Source organism: Minwuia sp. IMCC3060, assembly GCF_029909435.1.
Taxonomy (GTDB): Bacteria; Pseudomonadota; Alphaproteobacteria; order Minwuiales; family Minwuiaceae; genus Minwuia.
The window spans coordinates 4,117,562-4,139,572 of the sequence record NZ_CP123782.1; the positions used below are offsets into that span (position 1 = coordinate 4,117,562).

Sequence of the window (22,011 nt, forward strand, 5' to 3'; positions counted from 1 at the left end):
GGATGGGGACGTACATTCTGGCCATCGATCAGGGGACGACATCCAGTCGTGCCATCCTGTTCGACCGGGACATGAGCGTTGTCGCCCTGGCGCAGTCCGAGTTCCCGCAGCATTTTCCGGCTTCCGGCTGGGTCGAGCATGAGGCGGAGGATCTCTGGTCCACCACCCTGGAGACCTGTCGCAAGGCTCTGAAACTGGCGGGGGTGGAGGCTGCGGATGTTGCCGCGATCGGCATCACCAACCAGCGGGAGACCACCGTCGTCTGGGACCGGGCGACGGGCAGGGCGATCCACAGGGCCATCGTCTGGCAGGACCGGCGCACGGCAGACCGCTGTGCGGAACTGAAGGCGGCGGGGCATGAGGCGACGGTCGCGGCCCGTACCGGCCTGCTGCTCGACCCCTATTTCTCCGGCACCAAGGTGGCGTGGATCCTGGATCACGTGGAGGGCGCGCGGCAGCGGGCGGAGGCGGGCGAGCTTGCCTTCGGGACGGTCGACAGCTTCATCCTCTGGCGGCTGACCGGCGGGCGGATCCATGCGACCGACGCCACCAATGCCTCCCGCACCCTGCTCTACGACATTCACGAAGGGGCCTTTGCCCGTGAACTGCTCGACCTGATCCGGGTGCCTGCCGCGATGCTGCCGGATGTGAAGGATTCGTCGGGTCTCTTCGGCGAGACCGATCCGGACCTGTTCGGGCGCGCCATTCCCGTGCGCGGTATCGCGGGGGACCAGCAGGCCGCAACGGTGGGGCAGGGATGTTTTCAGCCCGGCATGATGAAATCGACCTATGGCACCGGCTGCTTCGCCCTGCTCAATACCGGTGACGCGCCGGTGGCTTCGAGGAACCGGCTGCTGACCACGGTGGCCTATCAGCTTGGGGGGCAGAGGACCTACGCTCTCGAAGGCTCGATCTTCGTGGCCGGGGCGGCGGTGCAATGGCTGCGCGACGGTCTGGGCATCATCGGCAAGGCGTCGGAGAGCGGCGTGCTGGCGGAGAAGGCGGACCCGGCGCAGGCCGTCTATCTGGTGCCTGCCTTCACCGGCCTCGGCGCACCGCACTGGGATGCGGACGCGCGCGGTGCCCTCTATGGCATGACCCGCAATACCGGCCCGGCGGAGCTGGCGCGCGCGGCACTGGAATCCGTCTGCTACCAGACCCGTGATCTGCTGGAGGCAATGCGCAAGGACTGGCCGGCCAGCGAGGAGGCGGACACGGTGCTGCGGGTCGATGGCGGCATGGTGGCCTCCGACTGGACCATGCAGTGCCTTGCCGACACGCTGGGGGTGGAGGTGGACCGCCCGACGGTGCTGGAGACCACGGCACTGGGTGCCGCCTATCTGGCCGGGCTCGATGCCGGTTTCTATCCGGAGCCTGACCGGTTCGCCGAGACCTGGAAACTGGACCGCCGCTTTGCACCGAAACAGGCGGCGGCGGTGCGCGACGCCCGCTATCGCGGCTGGCAGGATGCGGTGCGTCGCACTCTGACGGGGGCAGCATCATGACCGCCACGACCCGCCGTATCGTGCTCGCCCGCTTCTGCGACGGGCCGCCCGTCGCCGAAGACTTCCGCATCGAGGAAGCGCCAATGCCGGAACCGCGCGCGGGCCAGTTCCTGGTGCGCAATATCCTGATCTCGGTCGATCCCGGCACCCGTTCCCGCCTGTCGGGCAAGCCCAGCTACATCCCGCCGCTGAAGCTCGGGGCCACCGTCGGGGCATTCTCGATCGGCGAGATCATCGAGAGCCGTCACCCGGACTTCGCGCCGGGGGAGATCGTCTCGCTCGCCGACGGCTGGGCCGAGCATGTGATCGGCGATCCGCGCGGCTTCGTGCGGCGCATCACAGACCGCCGCCTGCCACTGGCTACCTGGCTTGGCGTACTGGGGGTTTCCGGCATGACCGCATGGTTCGGTCTGCACCGGGTCGCCAGCCTGAAGGCGGGGGAGACCGTGGTGGTGACCTCGGCCGCCGGGGCCGTCGGTTCCGCAGCGGGGCAGCTTGCGCGCCTGCATGGCTGCACCGTGATCGGGGTCGCCGGAGGACAGGCCAAGTGTGACTGGATGACCGGTGTGGCGCAGTTCGATGCCGCCATCGACTACAAGGCGACCGGCGATCTGTCTGCGGCCATCGCCGCTGCCGCACCGAAGGGCGTCGATGTCCTGTTCGACAATGTCGGCAATGCGATGATCGACCAGGTCATTCCGCTGATGCGGCAGAACGGGCGCATCGTCGTGTCCGGGCAGGTGGATGCCTACAACAGTGACGAATCGGCGGTGGCGGGCATTCGCAATACCCGCGCCTTCATCACCCACCGGCTGATGATGCAGGGTCTGGTTGTCTTCGATGACCTGCCCAACTGGGGCGCGGCGGAGACGGCCATGGCCGACCACATGGTGCGCGGCGAACTGGCAGGCCGCTGGGAAGTGCTGCCCGGCGGGCTTGAGGCGACACCGGAGGCCTTTGCCGGCCTGTTTCGCGGGGAGAATACCGGTCGGCGGCTCGTCCGGCTTGCCCCGGATCCCGATGATTTTCCGAAGGACACGTCATGACCCTGCAAACCGACGTTGCGGCACTGCTGCCGGAGATTGCCACACGGGCGCCGGAGACCGAGAAGGCGCGCCGTCTGCCCGCCGATCTGGCGGCGAAGATGGCCCGCGCGGGCCTGTTCCACATGATGGTGCCCCGGGCCATCGGTGGTCTGGAATGCGATGCGGCCACGGCACTGTCGATGATGCGCCAGGTCGGGGCCGCCGACGCTGCCGCAGGCTGGTGCACGATGATTGCCGCCACCTCCGCCTACAAGGCAGGGTTCCTGGAACCGTCCGTGGCGCAGCACATCTATGGCGCGCGAGACGGCATCTTCGGCGGTGTCTTCGCCCCCATGGGCCGCGCGGTCGTGGAGGGTGACGGCTATCGCGTCAACGGGCGCTGGGCCTGGGCCTCCGGTTCCGCCAACTGTACCTGGCTGGCAGGCGGTGCCGTGATCATGGCGGACGGCAAGCCGATGCTGCTGGACAACGGCATGCCCGATTCACGCATGGTGATCTTTCCGGCGGCGGAGGCGGAACTGCTCGACACCTGGCATTCCACCGGACTGGCGGGGACCGGGTCGGGTGACATGCAGGTGACGGATCTGTTCGTCCCCGCCAGCCATTCGGTATCGCTGATGCACGATACGGCGACGGCGGATGGCCCGCTCTACCGCTTTCCCACCTTCGGCCTGCTGGCGCTTGGCATCGCGGCGGTGGCGCTGGGCAATGCGGCGGCAGCCGTGGATGACCTGGTGGCGCTGGCCGCGACGAAGAAGCCGACGGGCGGACGGCGCACACTGGCCGAACGCGGCATGGCGCAGGCCGACCTGGCACGCGCCACCGCAAGCCTCAGCGGTGCGCTGGCCTTCGTCGAGGATGTGGTCGGAAAGGCATGGGCCGAGGCCGAGGCAGGCAATGATCTCGGCACGGAGACCCGCGCCGGGCTGCGGCTGGCGGCGACCCACGCGACCCGGACCTCCGCCGATGTGGCGCGATCGATGTACGACATTGCCGGTGGCGACTCGGTCTTCCTGTCGTCGCCGCTGCAGCGTCGTTTCCGGGATGCACACACCATGACGCAGCACATGATGGTCAATGGCTCGACCTATGAACTGACCGGTCGGGTGCTCTTCGGCCTGCCGACCGACGCGACCTTCATCTGAGGGGCTTTCCGGGTCGGGGGTTCAGTCCATCCGCAGCCGGTTCGGGCTACTTGCCGCCGCTCTTTGACGGGCGCGGGTCCTTCATGCCGAGTTCGGCGAGCGCGGCCTGCCAGTCGTCCTCGAAGTAGCTCTTGTCGGCGCAGGCGGCGTTGTAGTCCTTGACCAGCTGGTTCAGCTGATCGCGGCGACGGTCCAGGGTCGGCAGCATCTCTTCGTTGTAGGTGTCGATCATGGTCCGGTGCCGCTCCACCCGGGCGTTGTATTCCTTCACGGCGGCGGGGTCGGTGCCGTCGATCTGCTTGCGACGGCGGTCGAGCTCCTTTTCCAGCGCGGTAATGCGGCTGCGGTGCGCGGTCATGCTGGCCTGGTAGTCGGTGAGGCGCTTCTCCAGGTCACCCAGGCGCTGGTCCTGGCGCAGGCAGGCGCGAATGTCGGCAGGCTTCAGGGTGCCCGCGTCATAGACCTTGATAACTTCAGCGTCCTGCGCCGGGTCTGCCGATTTCTGGGCCGCCGCCGGCCCGGCAAGCACCATGGCCGACACGGCAGTTGCCGCCGCAAGATTCATCAGCATTCTCATCAGACCATCACCTGCACTGCGTTGAATGTCAGCGCTCATTATCGGCGGGCGAGTCAGGCGAGCACAAGGTGGCATTGCGGCAAAGCTGTGTCACCCGTGCCCGCCGTCCGGTCCTGACGGACATTTTCAGCGGCGGAACGCGGGCCGCGACTTCAGCCGGTACGGATGTACTCCCGCATCGCGTCCGCTTCATGCTGCAACTCGTCGACCCGGTTCTTGACGATGTCGCCGATGGAGATGATGCCACAGAGCACGTTCGCCTCCACGACCGGCAGATGGCGGATGCGGTGTTCCGTCATCATCCGCATCAGGTCGGCCACGGCGTCGGACTGATCGCAGGTGATCACGTCACCGGTCATGATGTCCGCGGCGGTACGCTCCAGCGCGTCGCAGCCATGCGTGGCAAGGGCGCGGACCACGTCGCGTTCGGAGACGATGCCGTTGATGCGGTGACCATCGTCGGACACCACCAGGGCACCCACGCGCTCGGTCTTCAGGCGCCCGACAACACTCTCGACGGAAGCGTCGGGACGCACGGTGGCAACATCACCACCCTTGGCATGCAGCAGGGTTGAAACAAGCATTCCATGAACCTCCTCAATGGGGTCCGCTGGAGCGCTGTTCTGTCGGTCAGGCCATTGAGATCGTGGCAGCGGTTTCCTGTCCAGGGCCGGATACGTGCAGAGCGGCCCTCCATGCGGGCCAGGTTGATCAAGACTATTCACGGATGATTGTAGTTCAGGCATACCTCGCGGACAATCATGAGTGCTCAAATCAAGCAATTAATTCGGGTCAGTATTGTTGTCCTTGAGGGAAAGGCGTCGTTACCTTGTGGATTTCATTGGTGAATCCGCCAGTCATTATTTGATACAGCCTTGGAGCATTTTCCTGTTGATATGTAATGCAACAGACTTACTGTCCGGTAGCTGCATATTCCCCTACGTCAACCGGTCTCGCGCTTGCGGAATTTCTCTGCCGCCGCGTCGAAGGTGCCGGACGTTGCGATCAGGGCGTTCAACTGGGTGCCCATGGCCAGTGCATCGTCCCTGGGCATGGCCCGCGCGGCGCGATGCAGGGCCTTGGTCAGCTTGACACCTTCCGGGTTGAGCGCCGCCGCCCGGGCAATGAAGCGCGCCGCCACCCGCTCCAGCTCTTCCGGCCCGTCGGCAAGGCGGTTCACCAGACCCATCTCATACAGCCGTGCCGCGTCGATCATCTCTCCGAACAGCAGCATCTCCAGCCCCAGGCGGGAGCCGACAAGCTGCGCCAGCAGCGGCGTGTTGACGGCGGCGGGAAAGCCGGAGCGCATCTCCAGCACGCCGAACTGCGCCGAGCGCTCGGCAATCACGAAATCACAGCCCATGGCCAGCGTGAAACCACCGGCCACCGCATACCCCTGGACCACGGCGACGGAGGGGATGGCGAGCCGATCGAGGCGGCGGAAGACTTCCGTCCAGGCCTCGTAGCGTTCCACGGCGGGACCGAGATTGCGGTCCTCCCCCTGGGTCAGGTCGCGCCCGGCGCAGAAATGCTCCCCCTCCCCGCGGACGGCGAGGCAGCGGACCTGAGTGTCACGGGAAATGTCGTCAACGGCCCGGGCGATGTCGGCCATCATGCCGGCGGTCATGGCATTGCGGCTCTCCGCCCGGTCGAGGACGATGCTGGCGACCGCCCCCTCATGCTCGATGCGGATCATCGGGCCGGGCCCTGTTCCGGCGCGACACCATGTTCGGTCGGGTGGCCCTCGTCATCGATGGCGACAAAGACGAAATCGCCTTCGGTCACCTTGACGGTCTCCGTGCCGAACTTGCGATGCACGATGGTCTCGATATGCACGGTGACGGAGGTCCGTCCCACCCGCTTGATGTCGGTGAACAGCGAGACCACGTCGCCGACCCGGATCGGGGCCTCGAACGTCATGGCCTCGATCGCGCGGGTGACGCAGCGGCTGTTCAGATGGCGGGAGGCGGCGATGCCGCCGGCCATGTCCATCTGCGACAGCACCCAGCCACCGAAGATGTCGCCGTTGGCGTTGCAGTCGGAGGGCATGGGGGCTGGACGCAGGGTTGGTTCTCTGCTGGTCATTCTTCAGTCTCCTGTATCGGTCGGGTCAGCATCGGGGGCCGGGTCTTTCCGCGCAAACGAAAACAGGGGGCGTTGTCCGCCCCCTGTCGGTCGTCCACGAGTCTGATAACGCGTGTCAGGCGGTCCCGCGAATGGGATAGCCCTTTTCCTGGATGAACCTGATCCCACGCAGGATGCTGGCGATCTCCGGCCGCGCGAAGGGCGCGTTGGAGATGTCGACGATCTGCACCTGACCCTGATCGTTGACCACGAACATGCCGGGTTCGGGAAATTCGTGGTCGGTCTCGTTCGGGCGCGGGGTCGAGACATAGAGGCCGAGCTGCTGCATCTGTGCCTTGGTCAGGCCATAGCCGAGCGGAATCTTCACCCCGGTCTCGTCAGCCACGGCCTGGGCCTGTTCCTCCGAATCGCCGGACACCGCGACCACTTCCAGGCCCAGATCGTCGATCTCGCCCTGCAGGGCCTCGATACCACTGAGATAGCGCTTGCAGATCGGGCAATGCTTGCCGCGATACACGATCACCATGCGCCATGCACCGTTGCCGCCGAGATCAAGCTCTCCGCCGCCGAGTTTCGGCACGCTGATCGCCGGCATCGCGCTGCCGGCACTGATCTTCTCACTCATGTTCTGCTCCGGTCTTCGGGTCAGGCCGCGCTGTCTCAGGCGGCCATTTCATCTGAAAGCGTGATGAGCTGATCGCCGCCACGCCCTGCATCCGCTGCGTCACGGGCGCGCCGCAGCACACCATCCGACAGCTTCTGCAGTGCCTTGTGCTCGATCTGGCGCACACGTTCCTTGGTCACGCCGAGCTGTACGCCCAGTTCCTCCAGTGTCACCTTCTCGTCGTTCAGCTTCCGCTCCCGCACGATGAGCTGCTCCCGGTCGCTCAGGTCGGAGAGCGCTTCCTTCAGCCAGACGCCACGGGTGGCATTGTCCCGCACGGTCACGGTCACCTCTTCCGGCGAGGGGCGGTCGTCCACCAGGAAGTCGCCCCATTCGTCGGAGCCTTCCTCACCCGCCGGGGCGTTGAGGGACTGGTCCTTGGCCGACAGGCGGTTGGCCATGGCCACGACTTCCCGCGTCGAGACCTTCAGCTTCTCGGAGATCTGGTCGCGGGCTTCCTCGGTCAGGTTCACCGCGCCGGCACCGTCGATCTGTGCCCGCAGCCGCCGCAGGTTGAAGAACAGTGCCTTCTGGGCCGCACTGGTGCCGGACCGCACGATGGACCAGTTGCGCAGGACATATTCCTGCATGGAGGAACGGATCCACCAGGTGGAGTAGGTGGAGAAGCGCACGCCCCGTTCCGGCTCGAACCGCGCGGCAGCCTGCATCAGGCCGACGCAGCCTTCCTGCACCAGATCGGCGCGCGGCAGTCCGTAGGCGCGGAAGCGGCCCGCAACCGAGACCACCAGGCGCATGTAGGCGGAAACCAGCTCGTGCAGGGCGCGCTCGTCGCCCTCGTCGCGCCAGCGCAGCGCCAGATCCTGCTCATGCTCGAACGACAGCAGCGGCGCGGACATCGCCGTGGAAATGAACTGCTGTTCCTGCCGAACCGACTGCATTGAATTGTCATGGATCATCGTCGTCACCCGTCTTTCCGGCCCCACCCGCCAGGTCCGCCAGAACCTGGTCCCCCGGGCAGGCCATGCCTGCGACCGAACTGCCTCTTGGCAAATTGGTTTCGCCTCGATACTTTATGCAGCGTGTTCGATAGCCACAAGCATTAATTTTCGAGTCGAAACCAAATGACCGTGAACGACGGCCAGAGCTCCAGCGAAACAGCGAAGAATGACGATCCGATGACGGGCGAGACGCCTGATCACGCGGCGCGCGTCGCTGAACTGATCGACCGGCTGGGGCGCATGACCCGGGAACTGCAGTACGTGGACGGCCTCAACCCGGCGCAGTGGGAGGCCTTGCGGTATCTGAACCGGGCCAACCGCTATTCGCGCACGCCGGGTGGTGTTGCCGATTTCCTCGGCGCGACGAAGGGGACGATCTCCCAGACTGTTTCTGCGCTCGAATCAAAGGGGCTGATCGCACGCACCCCGAGCGACCGGGACAAGCGCGTCTGCCTGATCGACCTGACGGCGGAGGGGGAGCGGATGATTGCCCGCGATCCCGTCCGTTGCATCGAGACCATTGTCGGCAGCATGGACGACAGGACTGCCGCGCTGATGGTCGATGGCCTGGGCCGTCTGATGGCCAGCCTGCAGATCGAACTGGGCTCCAAGCCCTTTGGCGTCTGTGTCGCCTGCTGTCGCCATCTGGCGCCGGAAACAGGCTGCAAGAAGTCGGAGGCCTTGCCCAAGTGCGGCATGACCGGGGAGCCGCTGAAGGGTGATGCGCCCCAGCGAATCTGCGTCAACTATCTCGGTGACGCTGCCGAATAAAAGCAGAACATCCGCACCGACCGCGCTAGGATCGGCGGATGAACGACGCGTCCCTGCCCACGCATGTCCTGCCCGGACATTTCAACGACTGGTTTGCCCGCCGGGGCTGGCAGGCGCGGCCGCACCAGGTGCGGCTGGCGGAGATCGCGGCGCGCGGCGATGATGCGCTGCTGATCGCGCCCACGGGCGGCGGCAAGACCCTGGCGGGTTTCCTGCCCAGCCTGATCGACCTGGCCGCCACCCCCCGACCAGGACTCCACACGCTCTATGTTTCACCGCTGAAGGCGCTGACCTACGACATCGCGCAGAACCTCGATGCGCCTGTCCGGGAGATGGCGCTGCCGGTGACGCTTGAGACACGCACCGGCGATACGCCGCAGTCCAAGCGGCAGCGGCAGAAGAAGACGCCGCCGAACATCCTGCTGACCACGCCTGAACAGCTCGCGCTGCTGCTGGCTGCGCGGGAGGCGAAGCAGATGTTTCAGCACCTTGGCGCCGTCATCATCGATGAGCTTCATGCCTTCGCCGATACGCGGCGCGGAGATCTGCTGGCGCTGGATCTGGCGCGGCTCAGGGCGATCTCGCCCGGCCATCGGCGGGTCGGGCTTTCGGCGACGGTGGCGGAACCGGAACGGCTGGCCCGTTTCGTCGGGCTGGGACAGGAACCGGCCACCATCGTCCGCGGTTCGCCCGGGCCGAAGCCGGAGGTAACCATCCTGCGGGCCGAGGGGAGGATCCCATGGTCCGGTCACACCGCACGGCATGTCATTCCGGAGGTCTATCAGGCGATCCGCGACCACCGTACCGTTCTCGTCTTCGTCAATACCCGCAGCCAGGCGGAACTGGTGTTTCAGGAGCTCTGGCGGGTGAACGATTACGTGCTCCCCATCGCGCTGCATCACGGCAGTCTGGATGTGGAACGCCGGCGCAAGGTGGAAACCGCCATGGCGCGCGGGGCACTCCGGGCCGTGGTCTGCACCTCCACGCTGGACCTCGGCATCGACTGGGGCGACGTGGATCTGGTGGTCCAGATCGGTGCGCCGAAGGGGGCGGCCCGGACCCTGCAGCGCATCGGGCGCGCGAACCACCGCCTCGACGAACCCAGCAGGGCCATGTTCGCCCCGGCGAACCGGTTCGAGGAACTGGAATGTCTGGCGGCACTGGAGGCGCTGGCGGAGGGGCAGGTGGATGCGCCGCCTGCCCGTGACGGCGCGCTGGATGTGCTGGCGCAGCATGTGCTGGGGGTCGCCTGTGGCGCGCCCTTCGATGCCGATGACCTCTTCACCGAAGTCACCTCCACCGAACCCTATCGCACGCTGGACCGGGAGACCTTCGACCGGGTGATCGATTTCGTCGCCACCGGCGGCTATTCGCTGAAACGCTACGAGCGCTATCACCGGCTGCGGCAGACCGTGGAGGGCCTGTGGCGCGTGGCGAACCCGCGCGTGGCGCAGCAGTACCGCATGAATGTCGGCACCATCGTCGAGGCGCCGATGCTGAAGGTGCGGCTGCGTGGCGGGCGGAACCTCGGCGAGATCGAGGAATATTTCATCGAGCAACTGAAACCCGGTGACACCTTCGTCTTCGCGGGTGAGATCGTGCGCTTCCAGTCGGTGCAGGAAACCACGGCCATCGTCGTGCGTGCGCCGGGGGAGGAGGCCAGTGTTCCCAGCTACCAGGGCGGCAAGTTCCCGCTCTCCACCTTTCTGGCCGACAAGGTGCGCGCCATCCTGGCCGATCCGGGGCAGCATCCGGGCCTGTCGCCGCAGACCCGCGACTGGCTGGGCCTGCAGAGCTGGCGCTCCATCCTGCCGCGCCCGGACGAACTGCTGGTGGAAATGTTCCCGCGCGCCAGGAAGCATTATCTGGTGGCTTACCCGTTCGAGGGGCGGCTGGCGCACCAGACCCTGGGCATGCTGCTGACCCGGCGGATGGAACGGCTGGGCCTGCGCCCGATGGGTTTCGTCGCCAATGACTACGCCATGGCGGTCTGGTCGCTGCGCCCGGTGACGGACGTGGATGCGCTGCTGGCGCCGGACATGCTGGGGGACGATCTGGATGCCTGGCTGAATGAATCCATCCTGATGAAACGGACCTTCCGCAATGTCGCCACCATCGCCGGCCTGATCGAGCGGCGCTTTCCGGGGCAGGAGAAGTCCGGGCGACAGATGACCATCTCCTCGGACCTGATCTACGACGTGCTGCGCGACCATGAACCCGACCACATCCTGCTGCGCGCGACATGGGAGGATGCGGCGACCGGGCTGCTGGACGTGCGGCGGCTGGGGGACATGCTGGTCCGGGTGCAGGGCCGCATCGTCACCCGCAGGCTGGAGCGCATTTCCCCGCTGGCTGTCCCGGTCATGCTGGAGATCGGGAAGGAACCGGTGCTCGGCATGGCCATGGAGGATATCCTGGCGGAGGCCGCCGACGACCTGATGGCAGAAGCTTCGGTGCTGCTGTGACGGATGGGGCGATGGTGGTGAATGGTGCCCGGCTGCACCCCGATCCGACAGCGGCACTCTGGTGGCCCGCCGAGCGGATGCTGATTGTCTCCGACCTGCACTTCGAGAAGGGATCGGCCATGGCGCGCCGGGGCCACGGGCTGTTGCCGCCCTATGACAGCGCCGCGACGCTGACCCTGCTGGAGGGGCTGGTGGCGAAATACCGTCCGGCCCGGCTGCTGGCGCTGGGCGACAGCTTTCACGATGGTGAAGCCTTCGCCCGCCTGAGCCGCGATGAAACGGATCGGCTGACGGCACTTTCCCGGCGGCAGGAAATGATCTGGATCAGCGGCAACCATGACCCCGAACCGCCCGCGCATGTCGGGGGGCGGGTCCTGGCCGAATACAGGTGTGGTCCGCTGCTGTTCCGTCATGAGCCGCAGCCGGGACGGGCCACGGGGGAAGTCGCCGGGCATCTGCACCCGAAGGCGCAGGTGCGCGGACGTGGCCGCAGTGTCCGTGCCCGCTGCTTCGTTACCGATGGCTTGCGCCTGATCGTGCCGGCCTTCGGGGCCTATACCGGTGGTCTGGATGTCATGGATGCCGCGTTTCGGCCGCTGTTCCCCGGCGCCTTTCATGCCTGGATGCTGCTGCGCGACCAGGTGCATCCGGTGCGCTCCTCGCGGCTGGCCGGAACGCCAATGGACGCCTGAAACGGTTCAGGCGCGGCGGAAGCTGTCAGTCGGCCCCGGCTGCTGCTGCCGCCGCGTCTTCTTCCTCCCAGGCCGAGCGCTTGCGGTAGATCGTCTGGGGCGCGATGCCGAGCAGGGCCGCCGCGGTGCGGATATTGCCGTCGCAGCGCGCGATCGCGCCCTCGATATATTCCCGCTCCACCGCCGCGAGCGGGCGAATCTCCGCCGACAGGGACTTGACGTCCGACGGTCGCGGGCCGGAAGGGACCGGCGCAGGGGCGGTTGCGGTGGCGGGTTCCGCCGCTGGCGGCACCTTCGACACGGGCACACTGGGTGTGACCAGCGACAGCGGTGGCGGCAGCATGTCCGGCGAGACGAGTTCACCATCGTGCAACACGACCGTGTTGTGGATGACGTTCTGCAGTTCCCGCACATTGCCGGGCCACTCATAGGACATCAGCACGGCGGCTGTCGCCGGGTCGAAGTCGCGGAACTTCCGCTTTTCCTGCTCGGCAAAGTTGGCCAGAAAGACGCGGGCGATCTTCACGATGTCGTCATCCCGATCCCGGAGCGGCGGCAGGTGCAGCGGGATCACGTGCAGGCGATAGTAGAGGTCTTCCCGGAACCGGCCTGCCTTGACCTCCGCCATCGGATCCTTGTTGGTGGCGCAGATCAGGCGCACATCGACCTTTTCCGTCACCGAGGCCCCGACCTTGCGATAGGTCTCGGTCTGGATGAACCGCAGCAGCTTCGCCTGCAGGTCGAGATCCATCTCGCAGACCTCGTCCAGGAACAGGGTGCCGCCGTTGGCCATGGATGCCGCGCCTTCACGCTCCCCCAGTGCGCCGGTGAAGGCGCCCTTCACATGACCGAAGATCTCGCTCTCCATCAGATCGTGCGGAATGGCGGCGCAGTTGATGGCGATGAAGGGACCATTGCGGCGTGGGCTGCGGTTCTTGATCGCTTCCGCGCAGACTTCCTTGCCGGTACCGCTCTCGCCCGTGATGAAGACCGTTGCCTTGGACGGGGCCGCAGCCTCGACAATGCGGTAGACCGTCTGCATTACCAGCGCGCCGCCGACAAACCCCTCGAACCCGTCCTTGTCGATCTCGTCACGGTAGGTATTGACGATATCCAGCAGTTCCGTGCGTTCCAGCGCGTTCTTCAGCGTCACCTTCAGGCGATCGGCGTTGAACGGCTTGACGATGAAGTCGGCGGCCCCCGCCTGCATCGCAGTGACGGCGGTCTGTACCGACCCATGGGCGGTAATCACGATCACCGGCAGGTCCGGATCAACCTCCTGCACGTGCCGCAGGATATCCATGCCGTCCATGTCCGGAAGTTTCAGGTCCAGCAGGATCGCATCCGGTCGGTGGTGTTCGATATATTCCAGCGCAGGTCGGCCCAGTTCCTCGTGATGCACTTCATAGGGGTCATTCCGCAGAAACTGGATGTAGCTGCGGGCGAGCGTGGGCGTATCTTCGACCAGCAGGATTCTGCTGGCTCCATTTCTGCTCATGTTCTGCAACTTTCCATAAGTCTGCCGCGCAGGAACAGTGGCTTACCGGATTGCGTATCTGGCTTGTCGTCCATTTTTCGCAGCGAGACAGACGCGACATACTGCGTTGACACTGCTAAATTGCGTCGTCAAATGCGTTCGGTCAATATTCTTAACAATGGTTCTGCTGCCGGAGCCGGAGAGGACAGCCTTTCCGGTCGATGGGGAGCAGTGCGTTTCGGGCTGCTCGGTCTGGCCATCGCCGTGCTGATGGCGACGACGGTCTTTTCCATCCTGACACTCCGCCAGGAGTACAATTCCAGTTCCAGCCGCTATGACAGCGTGGTCTGGGGCGCAACCCACACGCGTAGTGAGCTTTCCCTGTTTCTCAGCACGCTGGACAATTACGTGCTCGGCACTGCGGGCATGTCCCAGGCCGAGTTCCAGCAGCGCTTCGGCTACATGAAGCAGCGGCTGCCGACGTTCCTGGCAGCGATGCAGAGTGACAAGGGTGATTCACTCGGTGCGGGCTCCATCGCGGCCAGCATTGCCCGCACGTTCGAGGTCAATGACGCGCGGCTGATGTCGCTGCAGACGGGCGACTTCCGGAACTACAGCGCCGTTCGCAAGGATCTCGTTGCGCTGTTCCAGTCGCTGCAGCAACTGACGAACTCCTCGGAACTGACGGTCACTCAGTCACGGGTGGACCGGCTGGAGCCAATCTACTTCGAACTGCTGCTGTCCGCCGTCGGCACCCTGCTGGGCGCGGGGACCCTTGTCGGTTTCCTGATCCGGGAGATCAGGAGAACACGACGGCTCTACAGAAAGGTCGCGCGGGCAGAGGCGCGCGAGAGTGCCGCCCGCACCCAGCTGCTGGAAGCGATCGATGCCATGACGGACGGTTTCGCGCTGTTCGACGCGGATGACCGGGTCATCCTGTTCAATGCCAAGTACCGTGAATATTACGCCACCAATGATGATCACATCGTCGAGGGGGAGCGTTTCGAGGACATCATCCGCAAGTCGGTAACGAATCGCGTCATGACCGGCGGCCAGAGTCCGGACGTCTGGGTGGCGGAGCGTCTGGCGCGGCATCGCAACCCGACAGGACCGGTTGAAACGGAACTTGCCGATGGCCGCTGGCTGCTGGTGGGCGAGTTCGTGACCGAAGAAGGCGGGCGGGTCAGTGTTCACACCGACATCACCACGCAGAAGGAGAACGAGAGCGCCCTGACCGAAGCCAAGGAACGCGCGGAAGATGCCAATGTCGCCAAGTCGCGGTTCCTGGCAATGATGAGTCACGAGATCCGCACGCCGATGAACGGCGTCCTCGGCATGACCAACCTTCTGATGGAAACGCCGCTCAGCGGGGAGCAGCGCCAGTACGCCGAGACCGTTCGGGCTTCGGGCGAGGCGCTGCTGACCATCATCAACGACATTCTCGACTTCTCGAAGCTGGAGGCCGGCCGGCTGGAGCTGGAAGATGTGGCGTTCGACCTGTCCGATCTGGTCGATGGCGTCACCGACCTGCTCTCGGCCCGCGCATTCGAGGGCGGGATCGAGGCGGTTGTGATCCTCGACCCGGCAATCCCGAAGACGCTCATGGGCGATCCGACCCGCATCCGGCAGGTGCTGCTCAACTTCGCCGGCAATGCGATCAAGTTCACGGAGACGGGCGGCGTCATGATCGATGTGTCCCTTTCCGGTGGCACCGAGGGAACGCCGACCATCCGCTTCGATGTGCGCGATACCGGCATCGGCATCCCGAAGGATCGCCAGGACGCCCTGTTCCAGGAGTTCACCCAGGTGGATGCCTCGACGGCCAGGCGCTATGGCGGGACGGGGCTGGGGCTGGCGATCTGCAAGCGTCTGGTGGGCCTGATGGACGGCCGGATCGGTCTGGAGAGTATCGAGGGCGAGGGCAGTACCTTCTGGTTCGAGGCATCGCTGAAACGGGCGGAGAAGCCAGCCAGCGACCCTCTGGCCAGCCTGCTGCGCATGACCGACGGACGCTCCGTCGCTGTCCATTCGGCAAATGTGGTGCTGCGCGAGGGGCTGGCCGCCCGGGCACGCGGTCTGGGGCTGTCGGTGGCCCATCTGGCGCCGGACATGCAACCGCCCGTGGAGACCGTGGATCATGCGATCATTGCCGGGGAACTGGCGGAATCTTCGGAAGTGTCGGCGATCCGCGCCCTGCGCCGGATGGTCAGCGGCCAGATGCTGATTGCCATCACGCCCGCACAGCGCGGTCGGGTGGACGAATTGCTGGCCCGTGGCTTCGACGGCTTCGTTACCCGTCCTGTCCGGTTGCTGCCGCTGGCCCGGGCGCTGACCGGGCGGGATCTGGAGCATGACGCCAGTGTGGCCTCGGAAACGGAACAGGTCGGCGACGTCGCTGCCCGTGGCAGCCGCGTGCTGGTGACCGATGACAATCGCATCAACCTGCAGGTCGCCCGCGTGATGCTCGAGAAGGCGGGGTATGTCGTGGACACGGCCGAGGATGGTGCCGCCGCCCTGGCCGCCGTGGCGGAGAAGCCCTTCGAACTGGTGCTGATGGACGTGCAGATGCCGGACATGGACGGGTTCGAGGCGACGGCACGGATCCGGGCCCTTGGCGGCAACCGGGCCGCGGTTCCCATCGTTGCGGTCACCGCCAATGCCATGCCGGAACATCGGGAGGAATGTCTGTCGAAGGGCATGGACGATTTCATTGCCAAGCCGTTCGACAAGGTCGAGCTGCTGCAGCTCGTGTCCCGCTGGGCGCTGATCGGTGCCCGCGCCACCGGGGGCCCGGACCGGGTTGCCGAACCGGATGCAATGGCCGATGGGCCCTCCTCGCCGGCTGTCGCGAACTCCGCGACCACCGATGATCCGGCCACGGACGAAGGCCTGCCGCATGCGGGAGAGCCGGCAGAGCCTGAAGCGGAAGGCGCCGCCCTGATCGATCAGGCCATCCTGGATCAGTTCGCGGAGGATGTGGGCGAGGACATCCTGCCGGAACTCATCACGGCCTTCATCGAGGATACCCTGCAGCGTCTGCAGACCCTGCAGCAGACTCCGGATGCGTCAAACCGTGAATCACTGGGCCGGGAGGCGCACAGCCTGAAGGGCAGTGCCGGAACGGTTGGTGGCATGCTGCTGTTCGAGGCCGCGCGGGAAGCCGAGGAGCTGTTCGAGGAGAATGAACTGGAGGCGGCCGGGGCCGCCGTGGCGCGTCTGGCCCCGATCGCCGAGCGTACCGTGGCCGCCTATGGCAAGATGCTGGCCGCGCGGGCCGCATGATTCGTCGCGCCCGCGATCGTGGGAATGGCATCAGGCTTGCTTGATTTCTGCTGAATCACGGAATGTGACACCATGTCGGTGTCGCTGGTGCGGTTGAGGACGAACAGAATGGACCAGATCTCGGGACGAAACAGTGCAGAGACCACCGTCTCTGACGAATCGACCGATGTTTCCGGTTTCGTGCTCCCGGCCAGTCAGGTGGAGGGGGCGGTCGATCGCGCCAACCCCTTGGAAACCGTGCAGTTGAACGGCTCCCCTGTCGGTGGCACCCTGTCGGTGCGGACCGTGGTCGGTGATGTCTTCGTGGTGCATGTCGATGGCCGCCAGGGGCCTTTGCAGACGGGCGAACGCGTCGGTCCCGGTGACATCATCCTGACCCGGGGAGACGGCGCGGTCGAGCTGGTGACGTCAGACGGTGCCGCCGCATTCTTTGACAGCGACAGCCGCATCCTGCTGGAGGCACCGGAGGAATCAGGTTCCAGCGAACCGCAGTTCTTTGTCATTCAGGGCCAGTTCGCGATCGATACTACCGCCGCGACTGCTGGCGGTGCGGAGGTTCTGTTTGTCCGCACGCCAGTGGCCAACCTGACGGTGCGGGGCGCGCGGGTCATCGGCAAGGCCGCGCCCGAGGCGCAGGCCAATACCTTCGTGCTGTTGCCCAGCGTCAGTGGCCTTGCGGCGGGTTCCGTGGCGGTGGCAACTGCCGGTGCCGTGCTGGTCCTGGACCAGCCGCTCCAGGGCATGGAAGTGCTTTCCATGTTCCGCCAGCCGACACCGCTCAGTGATGTGGATGTGGACACGCTGCTGGCAGCCTTTGCCCCGGGTGTCCTGGCCTACGCCGATCTGGGTGAACTGCCGGACGCGCCTGAAGTGGAGGATACCGGCGTGCTGACGCAGTTGCGCGCCGCCCTCGGCCTGGACGACGATGATGTCGAAGTCGCCGCAGGCGAGGAGATCGGTGATGCCGCCGCCGAGGAAGAGGTCATCGGCAGCATCGGTGATGATGATCTGGACGACCGCAACGACGACGACGAGCAGATCGAGAATGATGATGACGGCGACAATGGCGTCATCGCATTCGACGGTGCCCAGACCTTCAATATCGCAGATGGTGACGCCACCCTGATCGGTGGTGCGGGCATCGACACGTTGACCATTCTTGCCGACGCGGACCAGACGAATGTCCTGACCGGCGAAACCGTGGACGGCCAGGCCGTGCTCAATTTCAATGTCGAAGGCAGGGAGACACAGGTCACGCTGCAGGATGTCGAGGAGCTGGAGGTCGATCTCGGCCTGAACGGCGACCAGGTGGTCCTTGGTAACCTGACGGGCTCCGGCATTCTGGACAATACGATCGTGGTGCGTGCCGGTGACGGTGGTGACCTCGTCGATGGTTCGAACGCGGGAATCGCGCTGGAGCTGTTCGGTGGTGCCGGTGACGACACCCTGACCGGCGGAACGTCTGCCGATCTGCTTGATGCGGGCACGGGTGCCAACACGCTTTCCGGGGGTGCAGGCGACGACCGGATTGTCGGTGGCGTCGGCATTGATCGCGCGGTCTATGTCGGCGACCAGAGCGGGTTCAGGCAGACCGTCGATGACACCAGCGGCGAGATCACGCTGGCCGACACGGTTGGCGCGGAAGGCACCGACACCCTGACCGCGGAGATTGACGAGATCGATTTCAACGGCACCCTGTTCGACATTGCCCTGGGTGACGCGGCGGACAACGCGCTGACCGGCGATGCCAACAACAATTTCCTGGCCGGACGGGGCGGTGATGACACGCTTTCCGGCGGTGATGGCAATGACTTCCTGACCGGCGGCAGTGGCATCGATACGGCGATCTTCAGCGGCGTTGCCCCCGGCTTCATCGCCAATGTCTCCGCCGATGGCCTGACGGTCGTGCTGCAGGATACGGTGGGATCGGAAGGCACGGACACCCTGTCGACGGATATCGAGATCCTGGATTTCGGCGGCACCGGCCTCAACACGACATTCGGCACCGGCGGCAATGATGCCCTGACGCAGGACAATGGCGGTGCGGTGGCGGTCGGTGGTGACGGCAATGACACCATCATCGGCGGTGACGGCAGCGATGTGCAGTTCGGCGGCGCGGGTCAGGACAGCCTCTCCGGTGGCGCGGGTGGTGACACGCTGCTCGGCGAAGAAGGCGATGACACCCTGACCGGCGGCAGCGGCGACGATGTCTTCTCCGGCGGCAGCGGGGCAGACCTGGCGATCTTCGCGACCGCGATCGAGGATGTGGTCGGTCAGGCGAACGCCGACGGTTCCGGCTTCACAATCGTGACGGCGGCCGAGGGTACGGACACCATCAACAGTGATGTGGAACGGGTGACCTTCGCGGCGGAAACCTTCGACCTCTCCATAGCCACTGACAATGCCGAGAACCAGACACTGGGCGACGGCAATGACATTCACGCGGCACTCGGCGGCAATGACACCATCAGCGCCGGCGCGGGTCGGGATGCGGTACTGGCGGGCGACGGTAATGATGATGTCTCCGGCAATGCAGGTCAGGACACGCTGCTGGGTGAATCCGGCAATGACACCCTGACCGGTGGTGTCGGCAATGACGTCCTGTCGGGCGGCGATGGTGCGGCAGACCGGGTGGTCTATGCCGGGGCGGTCGGCGACTTCACCTTCTCCGCCAATGACGACGGCAGCGCGATCACGATCACCGACACGGTGACCGGCGATGTCGACGAAGGCACGGACCAGCTCGATGGCACTTTCGAGGAAGCACAGTTTTCCGGTGAGGCCTTTGTGCTCACCACCGGCAACGCGGGCGATGAAGCGCTGACGGCGAACAATGTGCGCAGCATCCTCTTCGGCGGCGGCGGAACCGACACGGTGACCGGGGGCACTGCGGCGGACCTGCTGTTCGGCGGCGCCGGGACCGACAGCCTGAGCGGTGGTGCCGGTGCGGACCTGCTTTCCGGCGATGCCGGTGATGACACCCTGGTGGGCGGTACGGGCAATGACAGCCTGGCGGGTGGCGGCGGTACCGACCGCGCCGTGATCGCCGACAGCGTGCTCAGCAATCCCGGTGACCTGGCGCGGACGATCGAGGTCTCGCCACTTGGTGACGGCTCCGGCATCAGTGTCACCCAGGTGGGCTCCGGCGAAATCGACACCCTGTTCGCGGATGTCGAGGAAGCATCCTTCGATGACGTGCTGTTCTCCGTTCAGCTGCTGGACGACACGGACGATGCCGCTGCGGCGCAGGCGACCAATGATCTGATCGTCGGGCGCGGCGGAAATGACACCCTGGATGGCGGTGACGGCACGGACTTCCTGCGCGGCGACGCGGGTGACGACAGCCTGAGCGGCGGGGCCGGCAATGACACGCTGGCGGGCAATGCCGGTGACGACACCCTGAGCGGCGGCGCGGGCGACGACCGGTTCCGTTTCGATGCCAGTGACAGCGGCACCAATGTGGTAGCCGGTGGCGATGGCGCGGATGACGAGATCAATCTGCTGCTCGATGACGCGGCGGGCACCGCGGTCACTGTCGCGGCTTCCGGTACCGACGTGACGATCCAGACAACGACCGGCGCGACGGTCCAGACGATCACAGGCGATGTCGCGGTGGAGCGTCTCGGCATCTCCGGATCCTCCGGCAATGACACGTTGACGGTCGGTGATCTTTCCGGGACGGGAATCGGCAACCGGAATCTCAGTGCCGACCTGCAGGACGGTGACGACAGTTTCGACGGCCGTGATGCGACTGCCGGCATGCGCGTGCGCGGTCTGGGAGGTGACGACACTCTGCGTGGTGGTGCCGGCAATGACACCCTGGACGGCGGCAATCAGAACAGCGGGTCCGGATCCGGCGACGTTGTCAGCTATGACCATCTGACAACTGACCTGCTCGCCGATCTGAGCAACCGGTTCTCGACCAGCGCCCAGTCCGGCACGGACACGCTGGATCGTCTGGAGACCGTTATCGGTGGTCAGGGCAATGACACGATCACCGGTGACGCGAGCAACAACCGCCTCGTCGGCAATGCGGGCAACGACAGCCTGACCGGCGGTGCCGGTGATGACACGCTGGCGGGAGAAGCCGGCAACGACGTGCTGAACGGCGGTGACGGTATCGATGTGGTCGATTTCTCCGCCATCGGGGCCGAGAACATCACCTTCACGGTCACGGACGCCACGCTGACGACGGCCGCCTTCGGCACGGACACACTGACATCCATCGAAGGGATCTTCGGCGGCGCGGGCAATGATTCGCTGACCGGTGACGGCAACACCAACCGCATGAACGGCGGGGCCGGCGACGACACCATCAGCACTGCCGGCGGCAATGACACCATCATCGGCAGCACCGGCAACGACTCCCTCGATGCCGGGGATGGCAGCGACACCATCGACTATTCGACCATCACGGCTGGCGGTGTCACGGTCGATCTGACTGCCGGGACGGCAACGGTGACAGGCATCAGTGACGATACGCTGGTCGGGGTCGAGAACGTGATCGGCACGGCCCAGTCGGACAATATCTTCGGCGATGGCGCAGACAGTCGGATCGAGGGACGCGCGGGCGATGACTTCATTGATGGCGGCGCCGGGATTGACGATATCCTGGGCGAGGACGGCAATGACACCCTGACGGGCGGTGATGGTGCGGACAGCCTGCGCGGCGGATTTGGCCAGGATTCGATCAACGGCGACAACGGCAATGACTTCATCCAGAGCGAGCAGGATGATGACACCGTCTCCGGCGATGATGGCGACGACACCATCTCCGGCGGTTCCGGTGCCGACCTGATCGATGGCGGCCTCGGTGCCGACAGCCTGAGCGGCGATGCGGGCAACGACACCGTGCGCGGCGGGGACGGCAATGACTTCGTGACCGCGCTTTCGGGGCAGAACACCCTGCAGGGCGGCGCAGGTGACGACACGGTCGCGGGGGGTGACAATATCGACGAGATCTTCGGCGGCATCGGGTCGGACGAACTGACCGGCAATGCCGGCAATGACCGCTTCCGCTATGACACGCAGGCGGAAGCAGGCGACATCATCACCGACTTCACCACCGGCAGTGACAAGTTCCTGATCGAAAGCGGCGGCTTCGCCAATGTCGGTGGCGGGGCTGCGACCCTGACCGACGGGCAGAATTTCGTCAGCCAGGCCTTCGACCTGACCAACAATCCGGGTGGTGTCGATCTCGGCACCAGCGAGGCCACCTTCTTCTTCGATGAGAGCGACAGCCGCCTGCACTTCGACCCGGATGGCGGCAACAGTGCCAACAGCTTCGAGATCGCGCGACTGACCTCCGGTACCGTGCAGGCCACGGATTTCGAGATTCAGTAG

At 65.6% G+C, this 22,011-nt stretch carries 15 protein-coding genes; 8 read left to right on the forward strand and 7 right to left on the reverse strand.

The genetic code is table 11. The features are described 5' to 3' along the window. The first annotated feature begins 2 nt into the window (after window positions 1-2). The 3 genes from glpK to QGV54_RS19310 are packed head-to-tail and all read left to right on the forward strand — an operon-like array spanning window position 3 to window position 3,696. On the forward strand, window positions 3-1,505 hold the full coding sequence (glpK, locus tag QGV54_RS19300; protein ID WP_281019019.1) for a glycerol kinase GlpK: 1,503 nt from the start codon (window positions 3-5) through the stop codon (window positions 1,503-1,505). Continuing rightward, complete coding sequence (locus QGV54_RS19305; RefSeq protein WP_281019018.1) at window positions 1,502-2,551, forward strand: NADP-dependent oxidoreductase; 1,050 nt, start codon at window positions 1,502-1,504, stop codon at window positions 2,549-2,551. Before glpK ends, QGV54_RS19305 begins: the two co-directional genes overlap by 4 nt. Then, a complete protein-coding gene (locus QGV54_RS19310; protein ID WP_281019017.1) occupies window positions 2,548-3,696 on the forward strand; it encodes an acyl-CoA dehydrogenase family protein in 1,149 nt (382 codons plus the stop codon). Before QGV54_RS19305 ends, QGV54_RS19310 begins: the two co-directional genes overlap by 4 nt. A gap of 46 nt (window positions 3,697-3,742) precedes the next feature. Here the strand turns inward: QGV54_RS19310 and QGV54_RS19315 are convergent, their stop codons facing one another. From QGV54_RS19315 to QGV54_RS19340, 6 genes are all read right to left on the reverse strand, one after another. Next, window positions 3,743-4,273, reverse strand: coding sequence for a hypothetical protein (locus tag QGV54_RS19315; RefSeq protein WP_281019016.1), 531 nt, complete (start codon window positions 4,271-4,273; stop codon window positions 3,743-3,745). A 152-nt stretch (window positions 4,274-4,425) separates the two neighbouring features. Next, on the reverse strand, window positions 4,426-4,857 hold the full coding sequence (locus tag QGV54_RS19320; RefSeq protein ID WP_281019015.1) for a CBS domain-containing protein: 432 nt from the start codon (window positions 4,855-4,857) through the stop codon (window positions 4,426-4,428). Window positions 4,858-5,216: 359 nt separating this feature from the next. After that, window positions 5,217-5,969 (reverse strand): enoyl-CoA hydratase/isomerase family protein, encoded by a 753-nt coding sequence (locus QGV54_RS19325; protein WP_281019014.1) that lies wholly within the window; start codon window positions 5,967-5,969, stop codon window positions 5,217-5,219. Further along, window positions 5,966-6,358, reverse strand: coding sequence for an acyl-CoA thioesterase (locus QGV54_RS19330; RefSeq protein ID WP_281019013.1), 393 nt, complete (start codon window positions 6,356-6,358; stop codon window positions 5,966-5,968). Before QGV54_RS19330 ends, QGV54_RS19325 begins: the two co-directional genes overlap by 4 nt. Window positions 6,359-6,473: 115 nt before the next feature. Further along, window positions 6,474-6,983 carry a redoxin domain-containing protein gene (locus QGV54_RS19335; protein WP_281019012.1) on the reverse strand — a complete coding sequence of 170 codons (510 nt, stop codon included), beginning with the start codon at window positions 6,981-6,983 and terminating at the stop codon, window positions 6,474-6,476. 35 nt (window positions 6,984-7,018) lie between these two features. Beyond that, a complete protein-coding gene (locus QGV54_RS19340) occupies window positions 7,019-7,939 on the reverse strand; it encodes an RNA polymerase factor sigma-32 (RefSeq protein WP_281019849.1) in 921 nt (306 codons plus the stop codon). 165 nt (window positions 7,940-8,104) lie between these two features. On the opposite strand from QGV54_RS19340, the gene QGV54_RS19345 reads away from it, so the two are divergent. From QGV54_RS19345 to pdeM, 3 genes are read left to right on the forward strand one after another with little or no spacing between them, the layout of a single operon-like run. Beyond that, window positions 8,105-8,752 carry a MarR family transcriptional regulator gene (locus tag QGV54_RS19345; protein WP_281019011.1) on the forward strand — a complete coding sequence of 216 codons (648 nt, stop codon included), beginning with the start codon at window positions 8,105-8,107 and terminating at the stop codon, window positions 8,750-8,752. Window positions 8,753-8,790: 38 nt separating this feature from the next. Further along, on the forward strand, window positions 8,791-11,217 hold the full coding sequence (locus QGV54_RS19350; RefSeq protein WP_281019010.1) for a ligase-associated DNA damage response DEXH box helicase: 2,427 nt from the start codon (window positions 8,791-8,793) through the stop codon (window positions 11,215-11,217). 11 nt (window positions 11,218-11,228) lie between these two features. Then, window positions 11,229-11,909 (forward strand): ligase-associated DNA damage response endonuclease PdeM, encoded by a 681-nt coding sequence (gene pdeM / locus QGV54_RS19355; RefSeq protein WP_281019009.1) that lies wholly within the window; start codon window positions 11,229-11,231, stop codon window positions 11,907-11,909. Window positions 11,910-11,934: 25 nt separating this feature from the next. Here the strand turns inward: pdeM and QGV54_RS19360 are convergent, their stop codons facing one another. Further along, the gene (locus tag QGV54_RS19360; protein ID WP_281019008.1) at window positions 11,935-13,407 is read right to left on the reverse strand and encodes a sigma-54 dependent transcriptional regulator; all 1,473 of its coding nucleotides are present in this window, start codon (window positions 13,405-13,407) and stop codon (window positions 11,935-11,937) included. A gap of 210 nt (window positions 13,408-13,617) precedes the next feature. On the opposite strand from QGV54_RS19360, the gene QGV54_RS19365 reads away from it, so the two are divergent. Both QGV54_RS19365 and QGV54_RS19370 read left to right on the forward strand, forming a co-directional pair. Then, window positions 13,618-16,668, forward strand: a complete 3,051-nt coding sequence (locus QGV54_RS19365) for a response regulator (RefSeq protein WP_281019007.1) — start codon at window positions 13,618-13,620, stop codon at window positions 16,666-16,668. Window positions 16,669-16,776: 108 nt separating this feature from the next. Further along, entirely contained in the window at window positions 16,777-22,011 is a 5,235-nt protein-coding gene (locus tag QGV54_RS19370; RefSeq protein ID WP_281019006.1) for a hypothetical protein, read from the forward strand.

Coding starts and splice junctions, on each gene's coding strand:
- glpK (WP_281019019.1), top strand. CDS start 3: ATGGGGACGTACATTCTGGCCATCGATCAGGGGACGACATCCAGTCGT.
- QGV54_RS19305 (WP_281019018.1), top strand. CDS start 1,502: ATGACCGCCACGACCCGCCGTATCGTGCTCGCCCGCTTCTGCGACGGG.
- QGV54_RS19310 (WP_281019017.1), top strand. CDS start 2,548: ATGACCCTGCAAACCGACGTTGCGGCACTGCTGCCGGAGATTGCCACA.
- QGV54_RS19315 (WP_281019016.1), bottom strand. CDS start 4,273: ATGAGAATGCTGATGAATCTTGCGGCGGCAACTGCCGTGTCGGCCATG.
- QGV54_RS19320 (WP_281019015.1), bottom strand. CDS start 4,857: ATGCTTGTTTCAACCCTGCTGCATGCCAAGGGTGGTGATGTTGCCACC.
- QGV54_RS19325 (WP_281019014.1), bottom strand. CDS start 5,969: ATGATCCGCATCGAGCATGAGGGGGCGGTCGCCAGCATCGTCCTCGAC.
- QGV54_RS19330 (WP_281019013.1), bottom strand. CDS start 6,358: ATGACCAGCAGAGAACCAACCCTGCGTCCAGCCCCCATGCCCTCCGAC.
- QGV54_RS19335 (WP_281019012.1), bottom strand. CDS start 6,983: ATGAGTGAGAAGATCAGTGCCGGCAGCGCGATGCCGGCGATCAGCGTG.
- QGV54_RS19340 (WP_281019849.1), bottom strand. CDS start 7,939: ATGATCCATGACAATTCAATGCAGTCGGTTCGGCAGGAACAGCAGTTC.
- QGV54_RS19345 (WP_281019011.1), top strand. CDS start 8,105: ATGACCGTGAACGACGGCCAGAGCTCCAGCGAAACAGCGAAGAATGAC.
- QGV54_RS19350 (WP_281019010.1), top strand. CDS start 8,791: ATGAACGACGCGTCCCTGCCCACGCATGTCCTGCCCGGACATTTCAAC.
- pdeM (WP_281019009.1), top strand. CDS start 11,229: ATGGTGGTGAATGGTGCCCGGCTGCACCCCGATCCGACAGCGGCACTC.
- QGV54_RS19360 (WP_281019008.1), bottom strand. CDS start 13,407: ATGAGCAGAAATGGAGCCAGCAGAATCCTGCTGGTCGAAGATACGCCC.
- QGV54_RS19370 (WP_281019006.1), top strand. CDS start 16,777: ATGGACCAGATCTCGGGACGAAACAGTGCAGAGACCACCGTCTCTGAC.